Origin of the sequence: Lederbergia citrea, from assembly GCF_018343525.1 — a bacterium.
In the GTDB taxonomy this organism is placed as follows: domain Bacteria; phylum Bacillota; class Bacilli; order Bacillales; family Bacillaceae_C; genus Lederbergia; species Lederbergia citrea.
This window is the reverse complement of record NZ_JAGYPH010000003.1, coordinates 433,166-458,619: the sequence shown is the minus strand read 5'-3', so window position 1 is coordinate 458,619 and position 25,454 is coordinate 433,166. Positions and strand designations below refer to the sequence as shown.

At 39.4% G+C, this 25,454-nt stretch carries 26 protein-coding genes and 1 pseudogene; 21 read left to right on the top strand and 6 right to left on the bottom strand.

The genetic code is table 11. The annotated features are described in order from the left end of the window. Positions 1–101: 101 nt before the first annotated feature. The 4 genes and pseudogenes from KHA88_RS16715 to KHA88_RS16705 all read left to right on the top strand — a co-directional run bounded on the left by KHA88_RS16715 (position 102) and on the right by KHA88_RS16705 (position 2,861). Positions 102–1,124 carry a LacI family DNA-binding transcriptional regulator gene (locus tag KHA88_RS16715; protein WP_213122541.1) on the top strand — a complete coding sequence of 341 codons (1,023 nt, stop codon included), beginning with the start codon at positions 102–104 and terminating at the stop codon, positions 1,122–1,124. 215 nt (positions 1,125–1,339) lie between these two features. Beyond that, the gene (locus KHA88_RS16710; RefSeq protein ID WP_213122540.1) at positions 1,340–1,480 is read left to right on the top strand and encodes a hypothetical protein; all 141 of its coding nucleotides are present in this window, start codon (positions 1,340–1,342) and stop codon (positions 1,478–1,480) included. Next, a pseudogene (locus KHA88_RS21045) lies at positions 1,467–1,700 on the top strand (MCP four helix bundle domain-containing protein); the annotation flags it as partial. The gene KHA88_RS16710 and the pseudogene KHA88_RS21045, both read left to right, overlap by 14 nt. A gap of 177 nt (positions 1,701–1,877) precedes the next feature. Further along, positions 1,878–2,861 carry an aldo/keto reductase gene (locus tag KHA88_RS16705; RefSeq protein WP_249313303.1) on the top strand — a complete coding sequence of 328 codons (984 nt, stop codon included), beginning with the start codon at positions 1,878–1,880 and terminating at the stop codon, positions 2,859–2,861. Positions 2,862–2,910: 49 nt separating this feature from the next. On the opposite strand, the gene KHA88_RS16700 is transcribed toward KHA88_RS16705, so the two are convergent. Next, positions 2,911–3,699: a TIGR00266 family protein gene (locus tag KHA88_RS16700; protein WP_213099038.1), complete on the bottom strand. Its 789-nt coding sequence runs from the start codon at positions 3,697–3,699 to the stop codon at positions 2,911–2,913. A 58-nt stretch (positions 3,700–3,757) separates the two neighbouring features. Further along, the gene (locus tag KHA88_RS16695) at positions 3,758–4,270 is read right to left on the bottom strand and encodes a GNAT family N-acetyltransferase (protein ID WP_213108426.1); all 513 of its coding nucleotides are present in this window, start codon (positions 4,268–4,270) and stop codon (positions 3,758–3,760) included. A 197-nt stretch (positions 4,271–4,467) separates the two neighbouring features. Between KHA88_RS16695 and KHA88_RS16690 the strand changes: the two genes are divergently transcribed. The 4 genes from KHA88_RS16690 to KHA88_RS16675 all read left to right on the top strand — a co-directional run bounded on the left by KHA88_RS16690 (position 4,468) and on the right by KHA88_RS16675 (position 6,271). Then, on the top strand, positions 4,468–4,830 hold the full coding sequence (locus KHA88_RS16690; RefSeq protein WP_213099040.1) for a DUF2089 domain-containing protein: 363 nt from the start codon (positions 4,468–4,470) through the stop codon (positions 4,828–4,830). A 14-nt stretch (positions 4,831–4,844) separates the two neighbouring features. Further along, positions 4,845–5,234 carry an SHOCT-like domain-containing protein gene (locus KHA88_RS16685; protein WP_213099041.1) on the top strand — a complete coding sequence of 130 codons (390 nt, stop codon included), beginning with the start codon at positions 4,845–4,847 and terminating at the stop codon, positions 5,232–5,234. Positions 5,235–5,239: 5 nt separating this feature from the next. Then, positions 5,240–5,527 carry a hypothetical protein gene (locus tag KHA88_RS16680; RefSeq protein WP_213122538.1) on the top strand — a complete coding sequence of 96 codons (288 nt, stop codon included), beginning with the start codon at positions 5,240–5,242 and terminating at the stop codon, positions 5,525–5,527. 216 nt (positions 5,528–5,743) lie between these two features. Next, the gene (locus KHA88_RS16675; RefSeq protein WP_213108423.1) at positions 5,744–6,271 is read left to right on the top strand and encodes a P-loop NTPase family protein; all 528 of its coding nucleotides are present in this window, start codon (positions 5,744–5,746) and stop codon (positions 6,269–6,271) included. Between the two features lie 5 nt (positions 6,272–6,276). Here the strand turns inward: KHA88_RS16675 and KHA88_RS16670 are convergent, their stop codons facing one another. Continuing rightward, a complete protein-coding gene (locus KHA88_RS16670; protein ID WP_213122537.1) occupies positions 6,277–7,014 on the bottom strand; it encodes a GntR family transcriptional regulator in 738 nt (245 codons plus the stop codon). A 283-nt stretch (positions 7,015–7,297) separates the two neighbouring features. On the opposite strand from KHA88_RS16670, the gene KHA88_RS16665 reads away from it, so the two are divergent. Both KHA88_RS16665 and KHA88_RS16660 read left to right on the top strand, forming a co-directional pair. Further along, positions 7,298–8,275: an N-acetylglucosamine kinase gene (locus KHA88_RS16665; protein ID WP_213108422.1), complete on the top strand. Its 978-nt coding sequence runs from the start codon at positions 7,298–7,300 to the stop codon at positions 8,273–8,275. Continuing rightward, a complete protein-coding gene (locus tag KHA88_RS16660; RefSeq protein ID WP_213108421.1) occupies positions 8,272–9,582 on the top strand; it encodes a 6-phospho-beta-glucosidase in 1,311 nt (436 codons plus the stop codon). The genes KHA88_RS16665 and KHA88_RS16660 overlap by 4 nt, the downstream gene beginning before the upstream one ends. Positions 9,583–9,631: 49 nt before the next feature. On the opposite strand, the gene KHA88_RS16655 is transcribed toward KHA88_RS16660, so the two are convergent. Together KHA88_RS16655 and KHA88_RS16650 are read right to left on the bottom strand one after the other, a co-directional pair. Continuing rightward, a complete protein-coding gene (locus KHA88_RS16655; protein ID WP_213122536.1) occupies positions 9,632–10,420 on the bottom strand; it encodes an HAD family hydrolase in 789 nt (262 codons plus the stop codon). Positions 10,421–10,488: 68 nt separating this feature from the next. Beyond that, positions 10,489–11,508: a S66 family peptidase gene (locus tag KHA88_RS16650; protein ID WP_213108419.1), complete on the bottom strand. Its 1,020-nt coding sequence runs from the start codon at positions 11,506–11,508 to the stop codon at positions 10,489–10,491. 318 nt (positions 11,509–11,826) lie between these two features. On the opposite strand from KHA88_RS16650, the gene KHA88_RS16645 reads away from it, so the two are divergent. The 8 genes from KHA88_RS16645 (at position 11,827) to KHA88_RS16610 (ending at position 20,543) form a co-directional block, all read left to right on the top strand. After that, positions 11,827–12,924 (top strand): Gfo/Idh/MocA family protein, encoded by a 1,098-nt coding sequence (locus tag KHA88_RS16645; protein ID WP_213122535.1) that lies wholly within the window; start codon positions 11,827–11,829, stop codon positions 12,922–12,924. 101 nt (positions 12,925–13,025) lie between these two features. Beyond that, positions 13,026–13,970: an aldo/keto reductase family protein gene (locus KHA88_RS16640; protein WP_213122534.1), complete on the top strand. Its 945-nt coding sequence runs from the start codon at positions 13,026–13,028 to the stop codon at positions 13,968–13,970. 321 nt (positions 13,971–14,291) lie between these two features. Next, a complete protein-coding gene (locus KHA88_RS16635; RefSeq protein WP_213108398.1) occupies positions 14,292–15,170 on the top strand; it encodes an AraC family transcriptional regulator in 879 nt (292 codons plus the stop codon). Positions 15,171–15,182: 12 nt separating this feature from the next. Next, positions 15,183–15,944, top strand: a complete 762-nt coding sequence (locus KHA88_RS16630) for a sugar phosphate isomerase/epimerase family protein (protein ID WP_213099054.1) — start codon at positions 15,183–15,185, stop codon at positions 15,942–15,944. After that, positions 15,941–17,104 (top strand): Gfo/Idh/MocA family protein, encoded by a 1,164-nt coding sequence (locus tag KHA88_RS16625; protein WP_213122533.1) that lies wholly within the window; start codon positions 15,941–15,943, stop codon positions 17,102–17,104. The genes KHA88_RS16630 and KHA88_RS16625 overlap by 4 nt, the downstream gene beginning before the upstream one ends. A 22-nt stretch (positions 17,105–17,126) precedes the next feature. Next, the gene (locus KHA88_RS16620; protein WP_213122608.1) at positions 17,127–18,197 is read left to right on the top strand and encodes a Gfo/Idh/MocA family protein; all 1,071 of its coding nucleotides are present in this window, start codon (positions 17,127–17,129) and stop codon (positions 18,195–18,197) included. Positions 18,198–18,357: 160 nt separating this feature from the next. After that, entirely contained in the window at positions 18,358–19,695 is a 1,338-nt protein-coding gene (locus KHA88_RS16615; RefSeq protein ID WP_213122532.1) for an MATE family efflux transporter, read from the top strand. A gap of 41 nt (positions 19,696–19,736) precedes the next feature. After that, positions 19,737–20,543, top strand: coding sequence for a sulfite exporter TauE/SafE family protein (locus tag KHA88_RS16610; protein ID WP_249306136.1), 807 nt, complete (start codon positions 19,737–19,739; stop codon positions 20,541–20,543). A gap of 393 nt (positions 20,544–20,936) precedes the next feature. Here the strand turns inward: KHA88_RS16610 and KHA88_RS16605 are convergent, their stop codons facing one another. Then, entirely contained in the window at positions 20,937–21,572 is a 636-nt protein-coding gene (locus KHA88_RS16605) for a protein kinase family protein (RefSeq protein ID WP_213108395.1), read from the bottom strand. Between the two features lie 371 nt (positions 21,573–21,943). On the opposite strand from KHA88_RS16605, the gene KHA88_RS16600 reads away from it, so the two are divergent. The 3 genes from KHA88_RS16600 (at position 21,944) to KHA88_RS16590 (ending at position 25,399) form a co-directional block, all read left to right on the top strand. Further along, positions 21,944–23,146 (top strand): S1C family serine protease, encoded by a 1,203-nt coding sequence (locus KHA88_RS16600; protein ID WP_213122531.1) that lies wholly within the window; start codon positions 21,944–21,946, stop codon positions 23,144–23,146. 101 nt (positions 23,147–23,247) lie between these two features. Further along, positions 23,248–23,991, top strand: a complete 744-nt coding sequence (locus tag KHA88_RS16595) for a response regulator transcription factor (protein ID WP_213099059.1) — start codon at positions 23,248–23,250, stop codon at positions 23,989–23,991. After that, entirely contained in the window at positions 23,981–25,399 is a 1,419-nt protein-coding gene (locus tag KHA88_RS16590) for a sensor histidine kinase (protein ID WP_213122530.1), read from the top strand. Before KHA88_RS16595 ends, KHA88_RS16590 begins: the two co-directional genes overlap by 11 nt. Positions 25,400–25,454: the final 55 nt, after the last annotated feature.

Genomic DNA, 25,454 nt, shown 5'->3' with positions numbered 1-25,454 from the left:
TTTTAAAAAGTCTTAACAGGTGGGGTAAGAATCCCACCTGACTTTATTGCGAGACTATAAGAATAGAAGTTATCAGCATATACAGGAGGGGAGGGGTTGCGATGAATTATACGATCAAAGATATCGCCAAAATGGCCGGAGTTTCCCCGTCGACTGTTTCTAAAATAATGAATAACTCCGGTAGCATCAGTAATAAAACAAAAGAAAAAGTAAATAAAGTCATCGAGGAAACGGGTTATCAACCAACTTTTTCGGCTAAATCGCTGGCTACCAAGAAATCAAATTTAATTGGGTTAATTTATGCAGGTAAGGTAAATGTCGACTTTACACATCCCTTTTTTAACGAGGTCATTACATCGTTTAAAAAGTCAATTGGACATTTAGGCTACGATATCATTATGTTTTCAAATGAGCAATTTTATCAAGGCCAAGGCAGTTATCTCGCAAGATGCAGACATTTCCATGTGGATGGCTGTTTAATTATCGCCGGTGAAGAAATCGAGGACGCAATTTATGAATTGGTAGAAAAGAATATTCCTTGTATTGGAATTGACTTGGAGTTAAATGGACCTAGTTCAAGCTTTGTTATGACCGATAATATAAATTTATCCAGGAAAGTAATTCAACACCTATACATGCATTCTGTAAGAAACATTGGATTTATTGGTGGAAAACGTGATTCGGCAATTGCGATGTTACGTGAAAAAGGATTTTTAGAAGCGATGAATCAGCTTGGCTTGGAGTTAAATAAAGATTGGATTCAGTATGGAGATTTTCATGAAGAAAGCGGATATGCTGCGATGAAGCAAATCCTTCAAAAGGAGCCTTATCCACAAGCTGTTTTTGCAACATCGGATATGATGGCTTTTGGCGCATTGAGAGCAATAAATGAAAGCGGATTAAAAGTTCCTGAGGACATTCGTCTAATTGGGTGTGACGACATCGAGGCTTGTCAATATAGTCATCCGAAACTTACAACAGTCAAACAAGATAAAGAAAAGTTAGGGAAGTTAGCTGCATCTATGTTAAATGATCTTATTCATGGAAAGACATTGTTGAATCCTGTTTTTATTGATTCCGAATTAATAGTTAGGGACTCATGCGGGAGTAGTAAGGGATTTTAGAAGCTCGTCTACTGAAAGAGTATAGAAATAGCCGATGGGGAAACGATGAAAAGATTCTTAAGCAAGTTAATTAATAGAGAGAGAAATGTTAACGGTATCAAGGGATATTTTCAATCAGCTACAAAGAAGTTGGAGGTAAAATTTTCACTGTTTTTGTAATTATTTTTATTTTGATTGCAGGCTCCAGCTCGTACATGCATTTCGGAATGAAAGAAATGAATAAGAAGTCCGCTGAAGTTGAAGAAGGTTGGCTACCATTAATAGAAACAATTGGTGAAATGAGATTCCTTATAGAACAGGTGGTAGCGTTTCAATTGTTTTTTGCATCAAACAATAGGAGAAATGGATTACTTTGAAGGGCGATTAGATACAAATTTTTCTCGCTCACAGGAGTTGTTTGGACATCATGAAACAACGCTTACATCAGAGGAAGAAAATGCCATATATAAAGATTTTCGGATGGAGTGGGATGGATATTTAAAAATACATAACGAAGTTCTTACTCTTTCCAGACAGTTCGATGTAAAGAGCGCAAGTGAAATCATTAAAACCTCTCGGCAAAAAATCGAGGAGATAGAAGGGTTTATAGACGAACTTGTAGAAATGAATCAAGAGCAGGCCAGCACGGCGCAAGTCAATGGAAGAAATTACTGCTTCCTCAGAAGTGCTGAGCCAAAGGGCAATGGAATTACAAGATCTTATCAAACAATTCCAGGTTTAAAGACCTTATTAAATGAAAGGGGCATTATAATCATGAATTATCGTCCATTGGGAAACACAGGCATTAAAGTAAGCGAAGTAAGCTTTGGAACTTGGGCAATCGGTGGGGCTTGGGGAAATGTGAGTGATGAGGAATCATTAAAAGGGCTTCAATATGCTATCGAAAATGGCGTCAACTTCTTTGATACGGCTGACGTTTATGGCGATGGACATAGTGAAGAATTATTGGCAAAAGCAACGAAGGGCAAGGAAGACGACATTCACATTGCCACAAAGTTTTGTAGGATGGGAGATATACATAACAAAGATACATATTCTTATGAAACGGTAAGTGCGTATTGTGAAGCGAGTTTAAAGCGCTTAAATCGTGAATCGATAGATTTATATCAAATTCACTGTCCGGCTACTGAAATCCTCAAAGATGGAGAAGTTTTCGCGGTGCTGGATCGTCTCCAGCGAGAAGGCAAAATCCGTCATTACGGAGTGAGTGTAGAGACAGTTGAAGAAGGTTTAATCTGCTTAGAGCACTCTAATGTAAAAAGCCTTCAGGTGATTTTTAATATGTTCAGGCAAAAACCTTTAGAGGAATTACTTCCAAAGGCACAGGAAAATGGAGTCGGTATCCTTGTAAGATTACCATTGGCAAGCGGCCTGTTAACGGGGAAATTTACGAAAGACTATACTTTTGAAAAAGATGATCACCGCCATTTTAATGAAAATGGTGAAGCGTTTAATGTTGGAGAAACCTTTGCAGGACTAGGTTTTGCCAAGGGAGTTGAGTTGGCTGATCAGCTATCCTGGATTGCTAATGATAGGGAATCAATGGCGAAGGCAGCGCTAAGATGGATTTTGGATCAAAAAGAAGTAACTTGTGTCATTCCAGGATTCAAAACGGAAAAGCAAGTAAGAGAGAATTTAGCATCAGCCTCTGTAAAATCTTTTTCACTAGAAGAGACGCAAAAAATAAGAGATTTCTATAATGAGGAAGTAAAACAATATATTAGAGGATCATACTAAACACTTGCTGGCTGCATCCAAAGGGGATGCAGCCGTATTCATGCAATGATTATCGGTCTCCACCGAGTATGTTAAATAGACCGCCAAGACCACCTTCATCTTTAGAACCGCCTGCTCCAGGCATAGCTGCAAAGACACGGCTAGCGAGTCTTGAAAAAGGCAGTGATTGAATCCAAACTGTACCGGGACCGCGAAGTGTAGCGAAGAAGAGGCCTTCTCCTCCGAATAACGCCGTTTTAACTCCACGAACCATCTCTATATCGTAATTCACATCGCTCGTCATCGCAACGAGACAGCCAGTATCAATCCGTACTACATCTCCGGGTTCCAATACTTTTTTATAGATCGTGCCACCGGCATGTACAAAGGTCATGCCATCGCCTTCAAGTTTCTGCATAATGAAGCCTTCGCCACCAAAGAAACCTGCACCAAGTTTGCGCTGGAACGCAATCCCGACAGACACCCCTTTTGCTGCAGCGAGGAAAGCATCCTTTTGGCAAATAATTTTACCGCCAAGTTCACTCAAATCTAACGGAATGATTTTCCCTGGGTAGGGTGATGCGAATGAAACGTGTTTTTTTCCACTACTTTCATTTGTAAACATCGTCATAAAAAGGCTTTCCCCAGTAAGCATGCGTTTGCCGGCGCCCATTAGTTTTCCCACCAGTCCGTTTTGACTGGAAGAACCATCTCCGAAGACAGTTTCCATATGAATGCCATCATCCATCATCATTAGGCTGCCCGCTTCCGCTATAACCGTCTCACTCGGGTCAAGCTCCACTTGCACAAATTGCATATCATCGCCAATAATCTCATAGTCAATTTCATGGTTATTCATTGTGAGCACCATCCTTTTGATTAAACTACGGGTTGTGTATCTAAAAAGTTTCGCAAACTCACTTTAAATTCTTTGTCATATAAAGAACTAAATCATCATCTGCATACACCATTGTTCCGGGCATGACCTCTTGGTGGTGGTAAGTGACTCCTTTTCCATCTGGGATATATCCTCTTTTGGCATAAATCCTTTGAGCAGGGCCATAGTAAAAGTGCATGCCAACCCCTATTCCGACTATTCCGTATTGTTCTTTTGCGATTTGTTCTGCGGCATCCATCAGCCGATTTCCAATACCCAGTCTTTTTAACGGTTCAATCACATTGAAATCATTGATTTCGGGAATATTATTCTCGGAAAAATAAGGATAGGACGATTTTTTAAGGAAATGCAGGCTTCCTGCAAACTGGCCATTGTAAAAAGCGAGTAAAGTGATACGATCTCCTTTCTCGTTTTCTTCCCAGTATGTATGTACATACTCTTTGGGCTTGTTAATACCATGCTCAGTAAAAACTTCATAGACGACCTCAATGTCCTCGCTTTTCATTTGGCGAATTTGAATGGAATGATTCATTATTTTAGACCTCATTTTTATATCGTTTTTAATCTAATTCGTTATGGAAGATTAAAACCCTTTATTTTATTCAAGTTTAATTTTTAAAACGGGGAACTTAATTTATTTAAGTTTTTAATGAAATTAATTAATAAATGTTATTTACAATTTTAAATATGTGTAATATGATATCAATAACATGAAGAAGGGAGAGCGTTATGACCTATCCAATCATCTCAACTTGCCCAGTGTGCAGCAAAACATTAAAGATTACCAAATTGCATTGCACCCATTGTCATACAACGATTGAAAATGAATTTGAACTTTCGAAATTAGCTTCACTCAATAAAGAACAGCTATATTTTATTGAAATATTCCTAAAAAGCCGCGGGAATATCAAAGAAGTAGAAAAAGAATTGGGCATTTCTTATCCGACTGTGCGCGGCAAACTCAATGATATCGTTGCCGCTCTTGGATATGCCGAAAAGAAAAGTGAAACAGATGAGAGTAAAGTCATCTCGATGCTGGAAAAAGGGGAAATCACCCCAGAAGAAGCACTGAAAATGTTAAAAGAAGAGTAGAGGAGGATTTAATAATGAAAGAAGAGATTTCAAAAATATTAACTTTGGTCGAAGAAGGAAAAATTGATTCGGAAAAAGCTAGTCAACTCATAAACGTGTTGAAGGAAAAAGATGTTACTCCTTCTGTTAAGAGCTCGGACTATTTAGATAAAATGTTAAGGGTCCGGGTATCATCTGAAGAAGGTGATAAAGTAAGTGTAAATTTACCGTTAAGACTTATTAAAGTGGCGTTAAAAACAGGACTTAGCATTGCGGCAACAATTCCGGAGTCCGCAAAGTATGTAAAGGATATCGATGTCATTGACGTTGACCTTATTTTAGAAGCGATTGAAAATGAGCTATCCGGTCAAATTGTTGATGTTGAAAGTGCCAAAGGCGAAAAAGTCTCAGTTGTCATTGAGTGAGCCACATGATTAAAGTAAAGGTGAAATTAAAGGATAAACCCGCGTTTACCGTGCCACTGCCTTACCTTCTATTACGTACAGGAGGTTGGATCGTTTCTTCTCGACCGTTCTGGAAACTCATTAATAGCAAAGTAGTCAAGGAGCATCTTGATGAAAACGAAAAATCATGGATTCCCGGATCGATTGATCGAAGGGACATCAAGGAACTTTTGAAAACGATTAGGCAATATAAAGGCTTAAAGATAGTAGAAGTGAAAGATAAAGATGGTACAGAGGTTGTTGTGAAATTATGAAAAGCTAACCCTTATTGATGGATCCTCCAGCGATAGGGGTTGTTTATCATTCATCAATATAAACTAATTTCTCTAAATCTTGCAAAATCCACTTTATTGGAAAATAATAGTATACACATATGGTAGGAGATTCGCATTGTCACAACGACTCATTCATCATATAGAACTATATGTATCGAATTTATACCCCTCCAAAATAGAAATGAGGTGAATATAGTGAAACGAATTATGGTAGTTGGGGTATCCTCAGGTGTCGGTAAGTCGACGTTTGCCCAGAAATTAGGGCAGGCCATGGACATCAAGGTCTACCATTTAGATACTTTTTATTGGACACCAGGATGGGTGGAAGCCTCGACTGAAGCCTTTTCTGCAGCCCAAGAAGCCATCGTTCTTGAAGAGCGATGGATCATTGAAGGGAACTATATGGGAACAATTGATATTCGTACCAAATATGCAGACACGATCATCTATTTGGAGCTGCCTCTTTACGTATGCTTATACCGCGTAATAAAAAGATGGCTCACAAATATCGGAAGAACCCGACCTGATATGGGAGAAGGCTGCAAGGAAAAAATAGATTGGGCGTTTATCAAGTTCATCTTGACGACCTATTATCGACGTAAGAAGAGTATGCCCCAGCGTCTCCAAGCTTTTCAAAAAATTGGTAGTAAAAAAACGATTATATCTTTAAAGAGTAAAAAAGAGGTAGGTTTATTTCTGAAAGAGCTGGCATCACGAGATTAATATCATCAAACAGTATAAATTCGCTCAATTGTAAAGGTAGAACGATCACCCCTAAATACGGATTCTGAAAACTCAATTGGCTTTAGATTTTCATCATATGTAAGGGTTTCCAAGTGGAAAACGGGTGTATCTTCGGAAACCGATAAGTACTCACTAATTTGTTTGCTTGCAAGAATTGGTTCTAGTACTTCGACAGTTTTATGGATTTTTACATTGTACTTGTCCTGTAAAAGTTGGAATAATGAGCCTTTACAACTTTCTTCATCATTTACAAGTCCTGGAGCAAAGTGCCAAGGAATATATGATACTGCATAAAAAAGAGGTTCGTCATTCGCGTATCGTATACGGGCCAATTGAGTAACAGGATCATTTCCATTCACCTGTAAATGTGAGGCAAGTGTAGAATCAGCCGGAATAACCTTAAGTTCAATGATGTCTGTCTTTGGTTTATATCCTTGTTCAATTAATTGGCTGGCAAATCCCTTTTCAGTCGTTGATAATGATTGCTGGATTTTCGGCTTAGAAACAAAAGTGCCTTTTCCCTGCACTCTATAAATTCTTCCTTCTAAAGCGAGTTGCTGCAGAGCTATCCTTATTGTGGTACGGCTGACACTATATTCTTCGCATAATTCCATTTCTGTTGGGAGTTTATCCCCGACTTGATACTTTCCAGATTTTATTTTCTCCATAATTTTCATTTTTACTATATTGTATAGTGAAGCTTGTTCTTTGTTTTGATTCATCTAAACTCCCCCAATACCTTTTGTATATTTTGACGAATATTGTCATAACAATTGTGACTTTGAGTTTTCATTAAAATATTAATAATATTATACATTATTAATACAAGCAAAAGATATATTGATACGAAAGAAAAGCATTGACTATTTGTTATAACAAGTGTAAATTAGTGTTAATAACAACATTTTACACCTAGAATCATAAATGAAAAGGGCTTATTGTCCTACATTTATGAAAGCGCTAACGGTATTTTACAGAGATTAATATTTATTAAGGGGGATGATTATGCCTATTATTATGGGTGTGGATGGCGGGGGCAGTAAGACATACACAATTATTTCAGATGAAAACGGCAATCAATTAGGCCGAGGAATATCTGGCGGAGGAAACTATCAATCAATTGGAATTGACAAAGCAATTGATAATATAACCGCTTCAATTGAGAGCGCTTTATCTTCTGCGGGACTTGAATATAAAGATATCGATTTTGTCCAATATGGACTTGCTGGAGCAGATAGACCGAAAGATATCGCGATTATCGAAGAGGGACTTAAAAGAATCCCTTTACATAATTGGGGTCTCGTTTGTGACACGATGGAAGGTCTTCGCATTGGTTCCAGAGATTATACAGGTGTTGTGCTTGTTTGTGGAACCGGAACAAATGCGGCCGGGAGAAACAAAGTCGGCGATGAGATTCAAATTGGCGGCTTTGGCTACTTTTTTGGAGATTGGGCAGGCGGAGGAGCAATGGCACAGGAGACTTTTCGAGCAGCTGTACGCTCTTGGGAACTGCGGGAACAGCCTACAATCCTCACGGAGATGGTTCCTGAATATTTAGGTTTTAACAACATGCCAGATCTCGTAAACAATTATCTTGATAATGACATCTATCATGCTCCAAATCAGCTTGCTATTGTACTTCATGAAGCAGCAAATAAAGGCGATGAGGTAGCGATTAGCATTTTGGAAAAAACCGGGGAAGAGTTGGGCATTGCTGCGAGTGCAGTGATTAAAAAGATCGGGAATTTTGAACAACCGATTCCAATCATCTTAATCGGAAGTGTTGTACAAAAAGGACAAGATAAATATTTATTGGAAGCACTTAGAAAAACAGTAGAAAAAGACCACGAAAAGGTTGAATTAGTCATACCAAAAATGGAGCCAGTATATGGTGCTGTATTGTTGGGGATGGATCATTTAGGTATCACAGCAACAGAGGATATCTACGATAAATTTGAATCGTATGGAGGCTATGAAGAATGAAGAAAAAATTAAAAATGGCGGTCATTGGTGGAGGTTCTTCCTATACTCCAGAACTAATTGAAGGCTTTATTAACAGATACGGTGAAATGCCAGTGGAACAAGTATATTTAGTTGATATCGAAGAAGGCCGCGAGAAATTAGAAATAGTTGGTGCACTTGCAAAAAGAATGGTTGAAAAAGCAGGAGTGCCAATTGAGGTTATTTTAACATTCGATCGCAGAGAGGCGATTAAAGATGCGGATTTTGTTATTACACAGTTAAGGGTTGGATTGCTTGAAGCGCGAGGCCGCGACGAACATATTCCACTTCGATACAACGCTATTGGCCAAGAAACAACAGGGGCTGGCGGATTTGCAAAGGCAATGCGGACCATTCCCGTCATCCTTGATATTTGTAAAGATATTGAAGAGTTATCTCCAGATGCGATGCTTCTAAACTTTACGAATCCAGCGGGTATTATCACCGAAACTGTTTTAAAGCATACAAATGTTAAATCAATTGGACTTTGCAATCTTCCCATTGGAATTAGAATGCAAATGGCCAAGCTTTGCGATACAGATTTAGACAATGTTTTTATTGAAATGATTGGTATTAACCATTTGAATTGGACAACAAAAATTGTCGTGGATGGCATCGATGTGACGAAGGAAGTACTTTCAAAAGCGTCTGAAGCAAAAGGCTTAACAATGAAGAATATCCCAGACTTTGGCTGGGACAAAGAATTTTTACAAGCTCTCGGTGCACTCCCTTGTTCCTACCATCGCTATTTCTACATGAAAGATGAGATGTTAGCTGAACAATTGGAGTCTGTAAAAACAAAGGGTACACGTGCAGAAGTTGTAAAAAGGGTAGAAGAAGAGCTATTCGAGCTCTATAAAGATCCAAATCTAGCAATTAAGCCACCGCAACTGCAAGAGCGTGGCGGAGCATATTATTCAGAAGCAGCGCTAAATTTAGTGTCATCTATTTATAATAACAAAGGTGATATCCAAACAGTGAATGTTCAAAACAATGGAATTATCCCTTGTTTACCAGATGATGTGTCTGTAGAAGTGAACTGTGTGATCGATTCACAAGGAGCACATCCAATTCAATTAAGCACAGAGATCACTCCGCAAATTCGTGGTTTACTGCAAGTTGTGAAGGCTTACGAAGAACTGACTGTCCAAGCGGGAGTAACGGGTGATTATGATACAGCTGTACAAGCATTAACGATTAATCCGTTAGTAGGTTCTGTCAATCTAGCAAAATCTATCTTGGACGATGTATTGGCGGAAAACAAAAAGTACTTGCCTCAATTTAATTAAGGGCATCAAAAAACAATCCATTATGTTTAAAGGATTGTTTTTTGTTTTGTTAATCCACCAAGCCTATCGATTTTAATCCATTGAAAATACCGGAATCCATCACTGACGTTGTTTTGTGATTCGCGTAGGCAAACAAGTCTGGATGAGCATTTCCCATAGCAAAACTTTCACCAGCGGCATGAAGCATTTCTTTGTCATTCATCCCATCTCCAAAGGCAATGGCCTTTTCTTTTGGAATGTCCATCAAATCCAATATCGTTTTAATGGCACGGCCTTTATTGACATTGTCGCGAATCACATCGTAACAATGCAGTAAGCCTTCGACATTCACCTGGGAAAAGTGATACGAATCGTCAACTTGATAAAGTGAAGGATCCTCTTCTTTTAAATTGATCAAAGTAGCACCCAAGATCTGATTTGCGATATCTAGTGTAAATTGTTCATTTTGCTTCATTTGAAATTTGTCAATAAAATCTTTTACGACAGGCTTCTCTAAAGCAGTGAAGTAGTTCTTTTCACTCGTATATAAAACCATTTCGTGACCATTTTCCTTAGCGATTTCTACAAACTGTTTGACTGTATCCTCATTCATTGGCTCGTTGACGATCGTCCTTTCCTGATAGACGGCAAGAGCGCCATTGTACCCGATGAAGGAATGGATGTTTAATTCTTCAGCTAAATCCCTAATTTCATGTAGTGGTCTACCCGTTGCGAGGAAAACTTTCACTCCCTTTTCCTGCACCTGTATGATCGCGTCCTTCGTTGATGCATCATATGTATGGTCTGGCTTTAAGATTGTTCCATCGATATCTAGAAATAAAACTTGATAATTTAGCATCTGATTCTCCTCGTATCATAATTTTTCAACTTTATCATCACTAAAGGACAAATGGTTACAGCTCGGTCTTAACGAATAAACTCCATCGTGAGCTTTGCTTTACCACTCTCTGCTTCTAATTTAGCTCTTGCCCCATTAACAAGCGTCATTTGCGGGGGCACATGCCCAATATCGGCATCAAATACAATGGGTAAGTCTGCCAAGTTGGATATCCTCTCCATAGCATCAACAATCGTAAAGCCCTCTACTTCTTCTCCAGCTGGTGTCCGCCCAAATACAATGCCATTGCTTTGTTCGAACCAGCCGGCATAATGCATATGCAACAATGCACGGTAAAAATCGGTAGCTGTCATTTCACAGTTTTCGAAATACCAGAGGATATTTTCTCCCTTTATATATTTTTCTCTAAATGAACGTACATCCCCATACGGGGTGCCGACCAAACTTTGAATCGTATCGATGCAGCCGCCTAATAGCCGACCGGACATCTTAATAGGGGCACCATCAATTGTTTTCCACTCAGTCGGTGTATCCAGTTGAAACACATAAGGGTTTGGGTTTTTTGAGTGATTCCAGCTTGATTGGAATTTTTCCGAAGAATGTTGAACAATCTTTTCATCAGAAGCCGAGAGCACATCCATAAATTTGCGTGTTACGGGATCCCATTCATCACTCCTTAAGTCTACGATATTAGTTCCGTGAGCAGTTGCGATTCCAGTCATTACGGTTATGGCGAATAAGAGAGTACTAGTGTCAGAATATCCTAATACCCATTTTGGCTGCACATTTTCCCAATCGATCTTTGGAAGAATCTCCATCAAAATTTCGCCGCCCCAAGGAGGGATGATTGCGGCAATCTTAGGATCTTGCAGCATACAATTTAATTCAGCTGCCCGTTTTGATGCACTCGAAGAAGCGGCTTTCTCTTGCATCCAGCTTGTTTCCCCAACTTGAACGCCAAATCCGCGTTTTTCAAATTGCTGAATAGCCTCATTTAAAATATGATGAAGCTCATTAGGTACACCAGAGGACGGTGCAGTTACTCCAATTATTTCTCCGGTCTGCAATGGTTTTGGATAGCGAATCATCTGAAACCCTCCTTCTGATTGTTCAAACTATTCTAAGTGAGAAACGTAGAAAAAGAAAGATTTTTTGTTTGAAAATTCTAATGGTTCTAAGTGCTTTACTTTGACTAGTGATATAATCCAATACCAAAAATCCATAGTGAAAGAAGGGATATCTTATAATTATATAGAATGTTTAGAATTATCACGATTGAAAGTTTATTTTCATTAAAATAACTTTGAGACATGATAGCCTCCACACCTTTCATTATGATGCGCCGGTAAACGTTTGGAGAGTAAATAATGTTTCTTTAAAAAGGTATAAGAAAGTGAGGATATTAAATGACAAAATTAAAAGCTGGAATTATAGGATTAGGGGAGGTAGCTCAAACCGTTCACTTACCAATTTTGCAACAGCTATCGAGTAAATTTGAAATTAGTGCTTTATGTGATATTTCAGTGAAATTATTAGAAAAATTAGGAGAACAGTATCGTGTGGGAAATTTATACACCGATGCGGTAGAATTAACGGAACAAGCGGATCTTGATGTAGTATTCGTACTGAATAACGATGAATATCATACAGATTGTGTCGTAGCCGCGGCGGAAAATAAAAAGCATATTTTAGTAGAAAAGCCGATGTGTCTAACGCTTGCTGATGCCGATAAAATTATCGAAGCGAGAGACAAAAATGATGTACAAGTCATGGTTGGATATATGAGACGTTTTGCTCCGGCTTTTATACAAGGCGTCGAGGAAATTAAAAAGTTGGAAAAGATTAATTATGCAAAAGTAAGGGATATTATTGGACCAAATATCAAGATGATTGAACAAACTCATCATGTGCATCGCTTTAATGATATTCCTGAATCAGCGATGGAAGAACGATGGACAAGAGCAAGGGATATGGTACTGGAAGCTATCGGAGATGCTCCAGTAGATATCCAAAATGCTTACAGATTATTATGCGGTTTAAGCAGTCACGATTTATCAGCGATGAGAGAATTGATTGGCTTCCCTAAACGAGTGGTATCAGCTGTTCAATGGAACGGCGGTGGATATATCAATGCAATATTCGAGCATGATGGCTTTTATACATCATTTGAGACCGGTGTGGACCAACAAAGAAGATTCGATGCCCATTTAGAAGTTTTTGGTGATACGAAGCAAGTTAAAATCCAATACAATACACCTTACATTCGCCAATTACCTACTACTCTATTTATTAAGGAAACAGTAGGAGAAGCATTTGAAGAAAGAGAAATACGCCCTACTTTTAAAGATGCTTATATAGCAGAATTGGAATACTTTTATGATGTTGTTACTCAAGGGAAAACACCAAAAACAACTCCGGAAGATTTTAAGGAAGATTTAAAGCTTTTCAACATGATTGTTGAGAAACTGCTTGAAACTAGTGCTGTTAAACAGGAATCTGTCTAATTACTAATCTACAAACCTCAAGTTCATAATCTTGACAGCTTTCTAAAAATGATCAATGATATACATGTAAACGCTTAACACGCAGAAGGGGAGAGGTTGGCTTGAATTATCGCAGACTTGGACGTACCGGTTTAAAAGTAAGTGAAATTAGTTTGGGCAGCTGGTTAACATATGGTAAATCAGTGGAAGATGATACAGCAACAAAGACTATACATAAAGCATACGAATTAGGTATTAACTTCTTTGACTCGGCCAATGTTTACGAAAGAGGCGAAGGCGAAAAAGTAATGGCAAAAGCTTTAAAGGAGTTTCCTCGAGAGTCTTATGTTATTACTACGAAGGCTTTTTGGCCGATGGGTGAAGGACCGAATGATCGTGGACTTTCACGTAAACACGTATTTGAACAAGTTCATAATAGCTTAAAGCGTATGGAGCTTGACTATGTGGATATTTTTTATTGCCACCGCTATGATCCCGAGACTCCGGTTGATGAAACATTGCGTGTCATTGATGATTTAATTCGTCAAGGCAAGATTCTTTATGCGGGTGTCAGTGAGTGGAGTGCAGCTCAAATTGAAGAAGCAGTAGGAATTGCCGATAAATATTTACTTGATAGAATCGTAGTTAATCAGCCGCAGTATAACATGCTTAATCGTTATATTGAAGATGAAGTAATTCCGGTATCTAGCAAACACGGCATTTCACAAGTTGTGTTTTCTCCACTGGCACAAGGCGTTTTAACGGGAAAATATATGGGCGGTAATATTCCTGAAAACAGCCGAGCGGCAAATGATGATATTAATATGTTCGTGAAGAACTTCATGAACGAAGATGTTCAAAATAAAGTTGGACAATTGGATAAATTGGCGAAAGAATTGGACACTACCCTTCCGGCATTAGCGATTGCTTGGATTTTACGTCAGCCAAACGTTGCGAGTGCGCTAGTAGGAGCAAGTCGTCCAGATCAAATCGAAGCTAATGTTAAAGGTGCTAGCTTGGAATTGTCTAACGACGTAATTGATAAAATCGAAGATATATTAGCATAATCGTAAAAGCTCCTAGCTCTTTTTTAAAGGGTAGGGGCTTTTTAATCTTGTCCAAACTCATCAAGCGCTTGATTTGACTTTAAAAGGGTGCGAACAAACGTCTAATCAAACGTTTGATTAACGTAAAAATCCGAACAATTATCTATTTAAATAGCATAGCGGGCGCACGCAACTTAGGGATAAAGACATTTTGTCATTCAGACAGCAATCTGAGTCAATTATTTTATGAAAACGAGCATGCTCAGATAGTGTTTTATTAAGAAGCTTTCGTTAATATATAGATAAGTAAGCCCTTACACCATAGTGGGATGGAGTGAAAGAATGGAAAAATGGCTTAAATCCAATTATAAAATGAAGTCTCTTGGTGAGCAGACGTTTGACTTCCATTCGCACGCACAGTATGAAATTTATTATTTTCATGGAGGCGATTGTAAATATTTAATACATAATACCATTTACCACTTACAGCCCGGGGATATCATTATTATGGATGGTCTGACTGCTCATCGGGCGAATCCTTCGTTGTTTAAGTTGTATGAGCGAAGTGTTGTTCATTTTTCACCAGATTGGATCAAACCTGTTATTGAGTCTTTGCAAATGCCGGAATTATTATCTCCATTTGAAAAGATGAACAATTGCTTGCTGCGCGGACGAGAGGAATCAGAACGACACAGTATTTTACAGAGCATGAAAGAGCTTGATCAGTTATTACATGATGAGCAATCTTATTTGGGAGAGGGCATTGAACGGAAGCAAAAGCAAGAAGTGGAAGCAGAAATGAAAGTATTGCTTGTGTCTATGCTTGTCCAAATATTTAAGTTGAGTAAGAAAGAGAATCAAAAGCTATTGATGCAAAAAAACGAAAAAGATATTCACGTTGAAAAAATTGCTGATTACATTAATGGCCGTTTTAAAGAAAAGATTACATTGGATGACTTATCAATCGCCTTAAATTTAAGTAAGTTTTATTTGTCACGCATTTTTAAAGAAGTGACCGGAACAACAGTAATGGATTATGTGATGGCTTGCCGGTTGAATCAGGTGAAATATGAGCTGGAGATGAACCCAGAAAAAACGTTAATGGAAGTTGCGATAGAGTCAGGATTTGAAAGTCCTGCCCACTTTAGCCGTTTCTTCAAGAGAAAACTCGGGGTGACACCGTCCGAATATCGGAGAAAAAAACAAAGATTAATAGATTAGGAGAGATGGAGAATGGAACAAAAATTTGCTGCACAATTATTTACGGTTCGCAATGAACTCGCAAAAGGGATAGCGCCAACGTTTCGTGAAATCAAGAAAATGGGTTGGGCTGGAGTGCAAATATCGGCACTTCCTGCTGATCATGACCCACAGGAAGTGGCTGATGCATTAAGAGAAACAGGTCTTCGGACAGCAGGTATGCATATTTCTTTAGATCGCCTTGAAAATGATCTTGAAAATGTTTTAAAGGAAGCGGATCTTTATGGAACGAAAGATATTATCTGTCCATTTTTACCAAAAGAGTATTGGAATGTAGAAGGTTATAAAAAGCTAAAACATAGTTTAAATGCAACTGCAAAAAAAGCTTCCGATTATCGAATTTCCTATCATAACCATGCTTTTGAATTTGAGACAGAAATAGATGGCGTTTCAGCGCTCGAATATATATTGGAACCGACTGAAGAGAATTTAATTTTAGCGGAAATTGATGTGTATTGGGTTAAAAAAGGCGGCCGTGATCCACTTTCCTTCATTCAGCCGTATGTGAACAGAATGCCAATCATTCATTTAAAGGACATGTCCAATGATGAAGCAGAAACGTTTGCGGAAGTTGGTTCAGGGAAGATTGATTTTGTTCCAATTTTGCAATGGGGCGAAAAGTCAGGTGTGGAATGGTATGCGGTTGAACAAGACGTTTGCCCCGGCAACCCAATGGATAGCTTGCAAATCAGCCTTGAAAATTTAATGAAATTAAAAGAGGTGGTTTTCATATGAGCGAAGTGAAAGTTGGCATTATCGGCTTAGGAAATATGGGAACAAGCCATGCGAACCAAATTTTTAAAGGTAATGTTCAAGGGGCCGTTTTAACCGCAGTATGTGATGAGCGTCCAGAGCGTGTTGACTGGGCCTATAAAACATTCGGTTCTGATGTTCAAGTATTCTCCTCTCTCGATGACTTCTTTGATAATGAGAATATTGATGCCGTCATTATCGCTACGCCGCATTATGATCATCCAAAGCTTGCAATCCAAGCTTTTGAGAGTGGTTTGCATGTACTTAGCGAAAAACCAGCAGGTGTTTATACGAAAAATGTAAGGCAAATGAATGAAGCGGCTGGAAAAAGCGGAAAAGTGTTCAGCATGATGTTCAATCAAAGAACGAATCCCCTTTACCAAAAGGTGAGGGAATTGATTTCATCAGGCGAACTAGGTGAAATTAAACGGACGAATTGGATTATTACGAATTGGTACCGCTCTCAAAGCTATTATGATTCAGGCGGCTGGCGGGCGACATGGGCAGGCGAAGGTGGCGGCGTAATGATCAACCAATCGCCGCACCAACTCGATCTATGGCAATGGACAACAGGCTTGATGCCAACGCGTGTCCGAGCATTTAGTGGTTTCGGTAAGTATCATGATATCGAAGTGGAAGACGACGTAACCGCATATGTAGAGTATGAAAATGGAGCCACAGGGCTGTTTGTTACATCTACAGGCGAAGCGCCAGGCACGAATCGATTCGAAGTGGCTGGCGACAGAGGCAAACTTGTCGTCGAAGATAATAAACTGACATTTTGGAGATTGCGACAATCGGAGCGGGAGTTTAACCGAGAATACAAAGGTGGATTTGGTGAGCCTGAATGTTGGAAAATTGACATTCCGGTCCACGGAAAATCAACTGAGCATATTGGAATATTGAGAAACTGGGTAGATGCCATTTTACATGGAGCAGATCTGCTTGCCCCAGGTGAAGAAGGAATAAAAAGTTTGGCCATATCCAACGCTGTTTATTTATCGAGTTGGACAGATGATTGGGTAGACATGCCAATTGATGAAGATCTTTATTACGAAAAATTACAAGAGAAAATTAAGGAATCGAAATATGAAAAACCGGAGGTAGAGCAAGTAACTTTGGATGTGAGTGGAACACATTGATAGGAGGGGTAATTTGACTGCCATGAAAAAAGATGGAATGAACTATGCACCTAAAGGCGGAGTAAATCGAGTTGTTGAGGAAGGCGAATTTGTCATTGCGGCAATGGCTCTTGATCATGGCCATATTTATGGTATGTGCAATGGGTTAGTGGAAGCGGGCGCTACCCTCAAATATGTTTATGATCCAGATCCAGCAAAAGTAAGGAAATTTATCGAGTCATTTCCAGAAGCGCAAGCAGCTGATAGTGTAGAACAAATTTTAAAAGATGATGAAATAAAGCTGGTTGCTGCGGCTGCCATTCCATCTGAGCGGGGTCCGCTCGGTGTTCGTGTCATGGAAAGCGGGAAGGATTATTTTACCGACAAGACTCCATTTACGACGCTCGAGCAATTGGAAGCGGCAAAAGAGACAGTAGAAAAGACCGGCAAGAAATACATGGTCTATTATTCAGAACGACTACATGTAGAGAGCGCGGTATATGTAGGGAATTTAATTAAGGAGGGTGCGATTGGCCGTGTTCTTCAAGTATCGAATTTAGCACCGCATCTTCTCAATGCGCCTTCAAGGCCAGAATGGTTTTTCCAGAAAGAAAAATATGGCGGAATTCTTTGCGATATCGGCAGCCATCAAATCGAACAGTTTCTATATTACAGTGCCAATACCGATGCAGAAGTGGTGAGAAGCCAAGTTGCCAATTATACGGCAAAAGAATACCCCGAGCTCGAGGATTTTGGCGACTGTATGATTGTCGGTGCTAACGGCGCAACACATTATTTCCGCGTCGATTGGCTGACACCCGCGGGATTAGGTGTGTGGGGAGATGGACGGACATTTATCCTCGGATCGGAAGGCTATATAGAAGTAAGAAAGTATATTGATATTGCAAGAGATGATGAAGGGGATCAAGTGTATTTGTCCAATAATGAAGGCACATACCACTATTCAGTAAAAGGGAAAGTTGGTTTTCCATTTTTCGGTGAATTCATTCTTGACTGCATCAACCGTACGGAAAATGCGATGACACAAGATCATGCGTTTAAAACAGCGGAGCTTTGTCTGATTGCTCAAAAGCAAGCAGTGAGGTTGGAATAGCCTATTGTTTTTTGCGCAATCGTCCTTGCGAAAATGTAAATCACTGCTCTTATCGTAAAACTCGGCCATTCTCGGCCGGGTTTTTCTATTCTCATCATTAAACATGCTATAATGATAGGGATTTAGAATAGGTTTCTCATTTAGAAAGGAAGCTATTTAAATGAAGCAACAAGATTTCACGAACGGCAATATATGGCGGCAGCTGCTAACATTCTCCATCCCGATTTTGGTTACTAACCTTCTGCAAGTCTCTTATCAGTTTATTGATAGTTTATGGGTGGGGAATTTGCTCGGGGCGAATGCACTCGGCGCCGTAGCTTTATCCAGTACAGTAATTTTCACTGTTTTATCGTTTATTATTGGTGTTAACAATGCGACATTGACAATTTTATCGCAATTAAAAGGAAAAGATGACCCAGCGCGGTTAAAAAGCTATGTGAATGCTTTTACAGTCATCTTGGGAAGCATGGCAATCATTCTCGGAGTTACTGGATACATATTTTCAGAGAATATATTAACATTGCTTGGTACTCCCGCTTCAATGATTGAAGAAGCAGCAAGCTATTTGCAAATAAATTTTTTAGGTATTCTATTTTTATTCGGTTATAACTTTATCGGAACTGTATTTCGGGCAGTCGGAAATAGTAAGACACCGCTGCGTTTCGTGTTGATTGCGGTTATCTTAAATACTGTTTTGGATCCATTATTTATTTACACATTTAATTGGGGCATTGAAGGAGCAGCTTATGCAACGATTGTGGCACAAGGGACGGCTTTCTTTTATGGACTTTTTGTAAGCTTATACCATCGGCTCATTCCATTTTCGGTTCCTACTCTTCCGAAAAAGGAGGAAGTTTCTCTCATCTTAAAGCAGGGAATACCATCAGGGATGCAGATGACGATTATGTCCGCTGGAATGGCTGCCATTATGAGCGTCATTACTGCTTTCGGGAGTGATGCCGTTGCAGGATTTGGAGCTGCACAACGGCTCGACAGCCTCATCATGCTTCCGGCACATGCACTTGGCACAGCGGTTAATAGTATGGCAGGGCAAAATATTGCTGCAGGAAAGTGGCAGCGCGTCCGCCAAATCACAACTTATGCCACTTTATTAAATTTAGCTACGATGATCGTTGCTGCTATTTTTATCTTTATCTTTGCAGACCGGGGCATACGGATGTTCATTTCGGACGAAGCGTCCGTGAGATTTGGGACAGAATATGTAAAAATCATCGCCTTTTTCTTTCCGTTCTTAGGCTTTAACTTTGTTTGGAACGGAGTTGTTCGGGCATCGGGTGCAGCATTCCAAGTATTGATATTGAACATCATTTCATTTTGGGTACTTCGTTATCCACTAACATATTGGTTTTCCGATTTACTTGGTGAAAAAGGCATCGCGGTGGGGATGGGAGTTAGTTTCGTCATCAGCAGCATTTTCGCTTTTGCTTACTATCGATTTGGTAAATGGAGAAAACGAGAGCTATTTGAAAAAGCGTAAAAATTGATTCAAAGCATATCGTTTTTTATAATTGGAAGATATTGCACCTTTGGGGGTCGTTACGTATCGCGCTCATATACTTCTTAGTTGGACTAGTTGCATCTACATTTGGAGCAATGGCAGGGCTGGGCGGCGGAATAATTATTAAGCCTGCGCTCGATTTCCTTGGCCATTATGATGTCACGACTATCGGCATACTATCAGCGGCAACCGTTTTTTCGATGGCTTGTGTGTCTTTAATCAATGCAGCGCGCGCAAGGATTAAAGTAAAAGGGAAGATCAGTTTCGTTCTTGCGTTAGGTTCCATTGCAGGTGGGATTTTTGGTAAATTGACATTGAATCACCTTGTGGGCCAGATCGAGAACCAAAACATCATTACCGTTTTTCAGGCAGGAATTTTGGCAGCCTTAATGTTGGTCATTTTTTTGTTTGTAAAAAACAAGGCGAAAATAGAAACTTATCAACTGCATAATATTGTAATCATTTTTATCGTAGGCTTCGGATTAGGAACCTTTTCTTCCTTCTTAGGAATCGGAGGGGGACCCCTGAATATGGCGACCCTTGCGCTAGCGTTTTCAATGAGTACGAAAGAATCAACGATTAACTCGATTTTCATTATCTTTTTCTCGCAATTAGCCTCACTTGTCATGACGGCTTCAACGACAGGTTTTGCTGATTTAGATATCCAAGTACTTGGATTTATGATTGTGGGAGGCGGCCTAGGCGGTTTAATCGGTGCCGTCATTTATCAAAGAATTAGTAATCGCCAAATAGAGAAGGTTTTTAATTTCACTCTGTTGGCCATCTTATTTTTAAATATTTATAATATGGTGCGTTATCTTATTTAAGTGAAAAAAGAATGGAAAATGCTCCATTCTTTTCAGACTGTAGACAAACTCGAAAAAACGAGTTGTCTACAGTTTTTTATTTTTATATTGGATAATGCGGGTTTTCCGAAGCTTACCGCTCGCTTTCCGCGGGGCGAGCGCCGAGCCGCTTCGTCGCTACGCTCCTGCAGGGTCTCGGCTGGCTCGCAGATCCCGCAGGAGTCGAGCGGACCCCAATAAAGTAGTATATTTTACTTTTCTAAATCACAGCTTCAACCATTTCATCTACCACCCGTGCGGAATGATTCTCTGGTATGGTACTTCGATATCAAAAATCACTTAAATTTTACGGTTGTTAAAAGGTTTGAAAATAGGGCCTAATTGTCTTTTAGGGTTCTTTTTTTCCTGTTTCCCCTAAGAATTAGCATTGACATTCTCTGGAATCGCATCTTTCCTATAAACATTTTTATAAAAAGCTGCAATTCCATTTAGAATGCAAGCGGGAATCTTTTTTGGAAAAAATGGTTTTGTATAGAAACGATAAGCACCTTTTAAATCCCCCCATTGATTACAGGCTTTTGTTTGACGAAAGCGAGCTACGTCAATCATTTTTATCTCGCCCTTAAAGGTCTTAAATATATTTCGCAAATGAATATCAGAAGGATTCAATCCTTCCTTCCGGGCTAGATATAAGGCGTTGTCTACCTCCTTTATTTCCTCTTCTGAAATACGGATTCCTAGAGTTAGACATTCAAAGAATGTGTAGCCTTCAATATAATCAATCACAATATAATTAGAGCCAGCTTCATGCAAGGTCGGATAGTAATCAATGTGTTGGATGCTGCTATATATGTCAGCTTCTTCTTGAGCAATATAGTGATGCTTCGGAAAAGACACCTTCATTACCTTATTTGTCGCTTTTATTTTAAATACAAACGCACTTCGGCCAACGCCAGTGAGTGATAAAGATTTATCATAATCAACAAGCTCAGGTTTTTTATTTTTATATTTAATAATTACACTTTTCGCTAGTTGTTCAAAGTCATTCAAAATGAGAGCTCCTTTCGAATAAAAAAACGTTATAACCAATTTTTGGTTATAACGTCTAAAAATAAAGAGACCTTACCAAAAATAGGTAAGGTCTCGCAAACAACCGCGTAAGTTGCCAACAAAGCCGAGGAAAGAATCCTGTATTGACGACTTTATTGTATAGCTACTCCCCTTAAGTGGAAGAAATATTTAAATGTTTATTTGGTTTATTATAAAGTCCAAAGCGGAGAACGTCAAATGTAGAAATTGAACAGGCTGTCTTGATAAATAAGTATACGCTTTTGTCCTTTTATTTAAAACTTCGTTAATAATTTGTTCATATCTCTTGGCTATGATAAAGACAATAAATCGATAGCCGGGAGGAAACGATGATGAAAGAAATGAATGAAAATAACAATATAGAAAAAAACCGTTGGCAAAAAGGAAAGCCAAGATTGGCAAAATTTCTATCTACCATGGGCGCGGGTGTGATTGGATCGCTTTTAACGTTAACGGCTGTAGCGAATACATCACTTTTTCAGGCTGGTGAAGTTTCAGCTCCATCAGCTCAAACTGAAAAAACAAATTCTTATACAGTGCAGCAGACATCAGCCAGCACAAATTCACTAGCGGATATGGTGGAACATTCTTCGAAGGCGATAGTTGGAATCGTCAATTTCCAAAATGAAAGCAACCGTTTATCCCCGTTTGCTGAAACTGTGGAAAGAGGATCAGGTTCAGGTGTCATTTTTAAAAAAGAAGGAGATAATGCTTTTATCGTAACGAATAATCACGTGATTGAGGGGGCAGAGAAGCTCGAAATTTCGCTCGAAAACGGAGAGAAAACAACAGCAGAGCTTGTGGGTGCGGATGCTTTGAGCGATCTTGCTGTTTTAAAAATCGATGCAAAATATGCAGAGGCTGTTCTCGAGTTCGGCGACTCTGACCAATTAAGAGCTGGGGATCAAGTTGTTGCGATCGGCAATCCGCTTGGACTTGATTTTTCAAGAACGGTTACACAAGGGATTGTCAGTGCGGTCAATCGATCTGTAAACGTAAAAACTTCAGCGGGTGAATGGGATTTAAATGTCATTCAAACAGATGCAGCGATTAATCCTGGAAATAGTGGCGGGGCTTTGCTGAATGCAGAAGGTACAGTCATCGGCATTAACAGTTTGAAAATTGCTGAGAATGGGGTGGAAGGGCTCGGGTTTGCCATTCCGAGCAATGATGCAATTCCGCTGATTGAAGAAATGATCAAGCATGGGCAAATTGACCGGCCGTATATGGGAGTCAGCTTGACTGACCTTGAACAAATTCCACGTAATCTTTTACAGGACCTGCCAGAAAAAGTTGGTGGAGGTACGGTGGTAACTGCACTTGATTCGGAATCGGCTGCAGCAAAAGCGGGGGTTGAGGTAAAGGATGTCATTGTTGAGATTAATGGTACGGAAGTAAAAAACACGGGTGATTTGAGAAAGTTTTTATACAAAGAACTGAAGGCTGGCGACAAGGTGGCGTTGAAAGTGTACCGTGGCAGCGAAAAGAAAACGATAGAGATAACACTTGCAAGCAGTAAAGCTATAAAAAATTAACCATTCACCTCTTGCGGCTATGCAAGAGGTGTTTCCAGTTGCTAAATCTTTATAATCGATTTATGTTAAAAGTAACATTCCTAAACAGGAGATGCTGAGCTATGAAAATATTAGTGATAGAAGATAATGAAAGTGTCTCTTCGATGATTGAGCTGTTCTTTTTGAAGGAGGGCATTGAAGGCGTATTTGTAATGGATGGACTAGAAGGATATAGACGCGCCCAAGAGGGTGGTTGGGATTGTTTAATTATTGACTGGATGCTTCCGGGGATGGATGGGGTGACGATTTGCCGGAACATCCGTCAGGAAAACAGCGAGGTTCCAATCATCATGTTAACCGCAAAGGATAGTGAATCAGATCAAGTGCTAGGGCTTGAAATGGGTGCCGATGATTATGTAACAAAACCTTTCAGTCCACTTGCACTCATGGCTAGAATCAAAGCAGTTACCCGCAGATATAATACGCGGACAGTTGCTCCCCGTGAAGATGGTGTAATTGAGACAAAGCATTTTAAAGTAAATAAAAATACGAGAGAAGTCTTCTTAGACGGTAAATCAGTCACCAATTTAACCCCGAAAGAATTCGATCTTCTCTATCATTTCGTGCAGCATCCGAAACAAGTATTTTCCCGTGAGCAGCTATTGGAAAAGGTATGGGGATACCAGTTTTACGGGGATGACCGGACTGTAGATGTCCATATTAAAAGGTTGCGGAATAAAATCACCACTGAAGATCATTCGTTTTTTCAGACGGTGTGGGGTGTAGGATACAAGTTTGATGAAGAGGATGGCGTTAGGTCAGGAGTAAACTCCAGCCCATTACAGGATAAGAAAAATGAAAATTAAGTATTTATATCAGCAGCTTGCGAGCCATGTCAGTGTCATCATTATCGCCTTTTTAATCTTGAGTTTGCTGTTTTCACAATTTGTTGAAAGATTTGTCTATGAAAATAAGATTGATGAACTTACTTCCTATGGAAATAATATTTTGCATGATTTAGAACGAAGCCGGGGTGGAGGGCCTCAGCAAGTTGTTTTGCAGGAATATGGCCGAGTATTGGCGGGGAGGGACATTCAATATAGCTTATTTGATGAAGAATCCACGATTATCTACTCAACGGGACGAAGAGGTCCTATCATTGAACTGGAAAATGAAGAATGGGAAAAAATAAAAAGTGGTCAGACAGTCATTGTTAAGCAGGACTTTAAACGATTTGAAGAGGGCGTGACTTTCGCATTGCTTCCATATTTTCATAATGGCCAATTTATCGGAGGTATTTTACTGGCATCGCCGATAAAAGGTTCACGAGAATTCATTTCCCAAATCAATCAATATTTGTTTAATACGGTACTTATTGCTCTTGGAGTCGCATTATTGCTTAGTTGGATATTATCAAAGTTCCATGTGAAACGGATTAAACGGATTCGGGAAGCTACTTCTCTTGTTGCTGCTGGGGACTATTCGATTCAAATTCCGTCCTCGAACTTTGACGAAATTGGTGAATTGGCCGGAGATTTTAATAAAATGGTTGAAAAATTGCACATATCGATGGAAGAGATTGAAAGTCTTGAAAATCGCAGGCGCCAATTTATGGCTGATGTATCACATGAACTGCGAACCCCTTTGACAACGATAAGCGGTGTGATTGAGGGCATTCGAACTGATATGATACCGGAAGCTGAAAAAGATAAAGGAATGCAGCTCGCGAGTAAGGAGACTAAGAGGCTTATCCGGCTTGTCAACGAAAATCTTGATTATGAAAAAATCCGCTCAAACCAAGTGACATTAATCAAACAAGAGATTCAGCTTATTGAAGTGCTGGAGATTATAAAAGATCAGTTGGACATTTTAGCTGAAGAAAAAAATAATGATATTATTGTTGATGTAAAACAGGATGTCTTTATTTATGCCGATTACGACAGACTTACTCAGATCTTAATCAATATTGCAAAGAACAGCATCCAGTTTACGCAAAATGGCAAAATTATTTTACGAGGCAGAGCAGGTTCCAATGAAACAATGATAGAAATTGAAGATACGGGTATAGGCATCGACCAAGAAGAGTTAGAAAAAATTTGGGGCCGTTTTTACAAAGCGATGCTGTCCAGGACGACAAATCCATACGGAGAATTCGGACTTGGGCTATCGATTGTAAAACAATTGGTCACGATGCATCACGGTAAGATTGAAGTGGCCAGTGAAAAAGGGAAAGGAACAAAATTTACAATGAGGTTTCCCCTGAAAGAAAGCTAAAGCCGCTTTGCGATGACGCAAGGCGGTTTTTTCATATTCATTTCAAAAGTTGTTA

Coding starts and splice junctions, on each gene's coding strand:
- KHA88_RS16715 (WP_213122541.1), top strand. CDS start 102: ATGAATTATACGATCAAAGATATCGCCAAAATGGCCGGAGTTTCCCCG.
- KHA88_RS16710 (WP_213122540.1), top strand. CDS start 1,340: ATGAATAAGAAGTCCGCTGAAGTTGAAGAAGGTTGGCTACCATTAATA.
- KHA88_RS16705 (WP_249313303.1), top strand. CDS start 1,878: ATGAATTATCGTCCATTGGGAAACACAGGCATTAAAGTAAGCGAAGTA.
- KHA88_RS16700 (WP_213099038.1), bottom strand. CDS start 3,699: ATGAATAACCATGAAATTGACTATGAGATTATTGGCGATGATATGCAA.
- KHA88_RS16695 (WP_213108426.1), bottom strand. CDS start 4,270: ATGAATCATTCCATTCAAATTCGCCAAATGAAAAGCGAGGACATTGAG.
- KHA88_RS16690 (WP_213099040.1), top strand. CDS start 4,468: ATGACCTATCCAATCATCTCAACTTGCCCAGTGTGCAGCAAAACATTA.
- KHA88_RS16685 (WP_213099041.1), top strand. CDS start 4,845: ATGAAAGAAGAGATTTCAAAAATATTAACTTTGGTCGAAGAAGGAAAA.
- KHA88_RS16680 (WP_213122538.1), top strand. CDS start 5,240: ATGATTAAAGTAAAGGTGAAATTAAAGGATAAACCCGCGTTTACCGTG.
- KHA88_RS16670 (WP_213122537.1), bottom strand. CDS start 7,014: ATGAATCAAAACAAAGAACAAGCTTCACTATACAATATAGTAAAAATG.
- KHA88_RS16665 (WP_213108422.1), top strand. CDS start 7,298: ATGCCTATTATTATGGGTGTGGATGGCGGGGGCAGTAAGACATACACA.
- KHA88_RS16660 (WP_213108421.1), top strand. CDS start 8,272: ATGAAGAAAAAATTAAAAATGGCGGTCATTGGTGGAGGTTCTTCCTAT.
- KHA88_RS16655 (WP_213122536.1), bottom strand. CDS start 10,420: ATGCTAAATTATCAAGTTTTATTTCTAGATATCGATGGAACAATCTTA.
- KHA88_RS16650 (WP_213108419.1), bottom strand. CDS start 11,508: ATGATTCGCTATCCAAAACCATTGCAGACCGGAGAAATAATTGGAGTA.
- KHA88_RS16645 (WP_213122535.1), top strand. CDS start 11,827: ATGACAAAATTAAAAGCTGGAATTATAGGATTAGGGGAGGTAGCTCAA.
- KHA88_RS16635 (WP_213108398.1), top strand. CDS start 14,292: ATGGAAAAATGGCTTAAATCCAATTATAAAATGAAGTCTCTTGGTGAG.
- KHA88_RS16630 (WP_213099054.1), top strand. CDS start 15,183: ATGGAACAAAAATTTGCTGCACAATTATTTACGGTTCGCAATGAACTC.
- KHA88_RS16625 (WP_213122533.1), top strand. CDS start 15,941: ATGAGCGAAGTGAAAGTTGGCATTATCGGCTTAGGAAATATGGGAACA.
- KHA88_RS16620 (WP_213122608.1), top strand. CDS start 17,127: ATGAAAAAAGATGGAATGAACTATGCACCTAAAGGCGGAGTAAATCGA.
- KHA88_RS16615 (WP_213122532.1), top strand. CDS start 18,358: ATGAAGCAACAAGATTTCACGAACGGCAATATATGGCGGCAGCTGCTA.
- KHA88_RS16600 (WP_213122531.1), top strand. CDS start 21,944: ATGAAAGAAATGAATGAAAATAACAATATAGAAAAAAACCGTTGGCAA.
- KHA88_RS16595 (WP_213099059.1), top strand. CDS start 23,248: ATGAAAATATTAGTGATAGAAGATAATGAAAGTGTCTCTTCGATGATT.
- KHA88_RS16590 (WP_213122530.1), top strand. CDS start 23,981: ATGAAAATTAAGTATTTATATCAGCAGCTTGCGAGCCATGTCAGTGTC.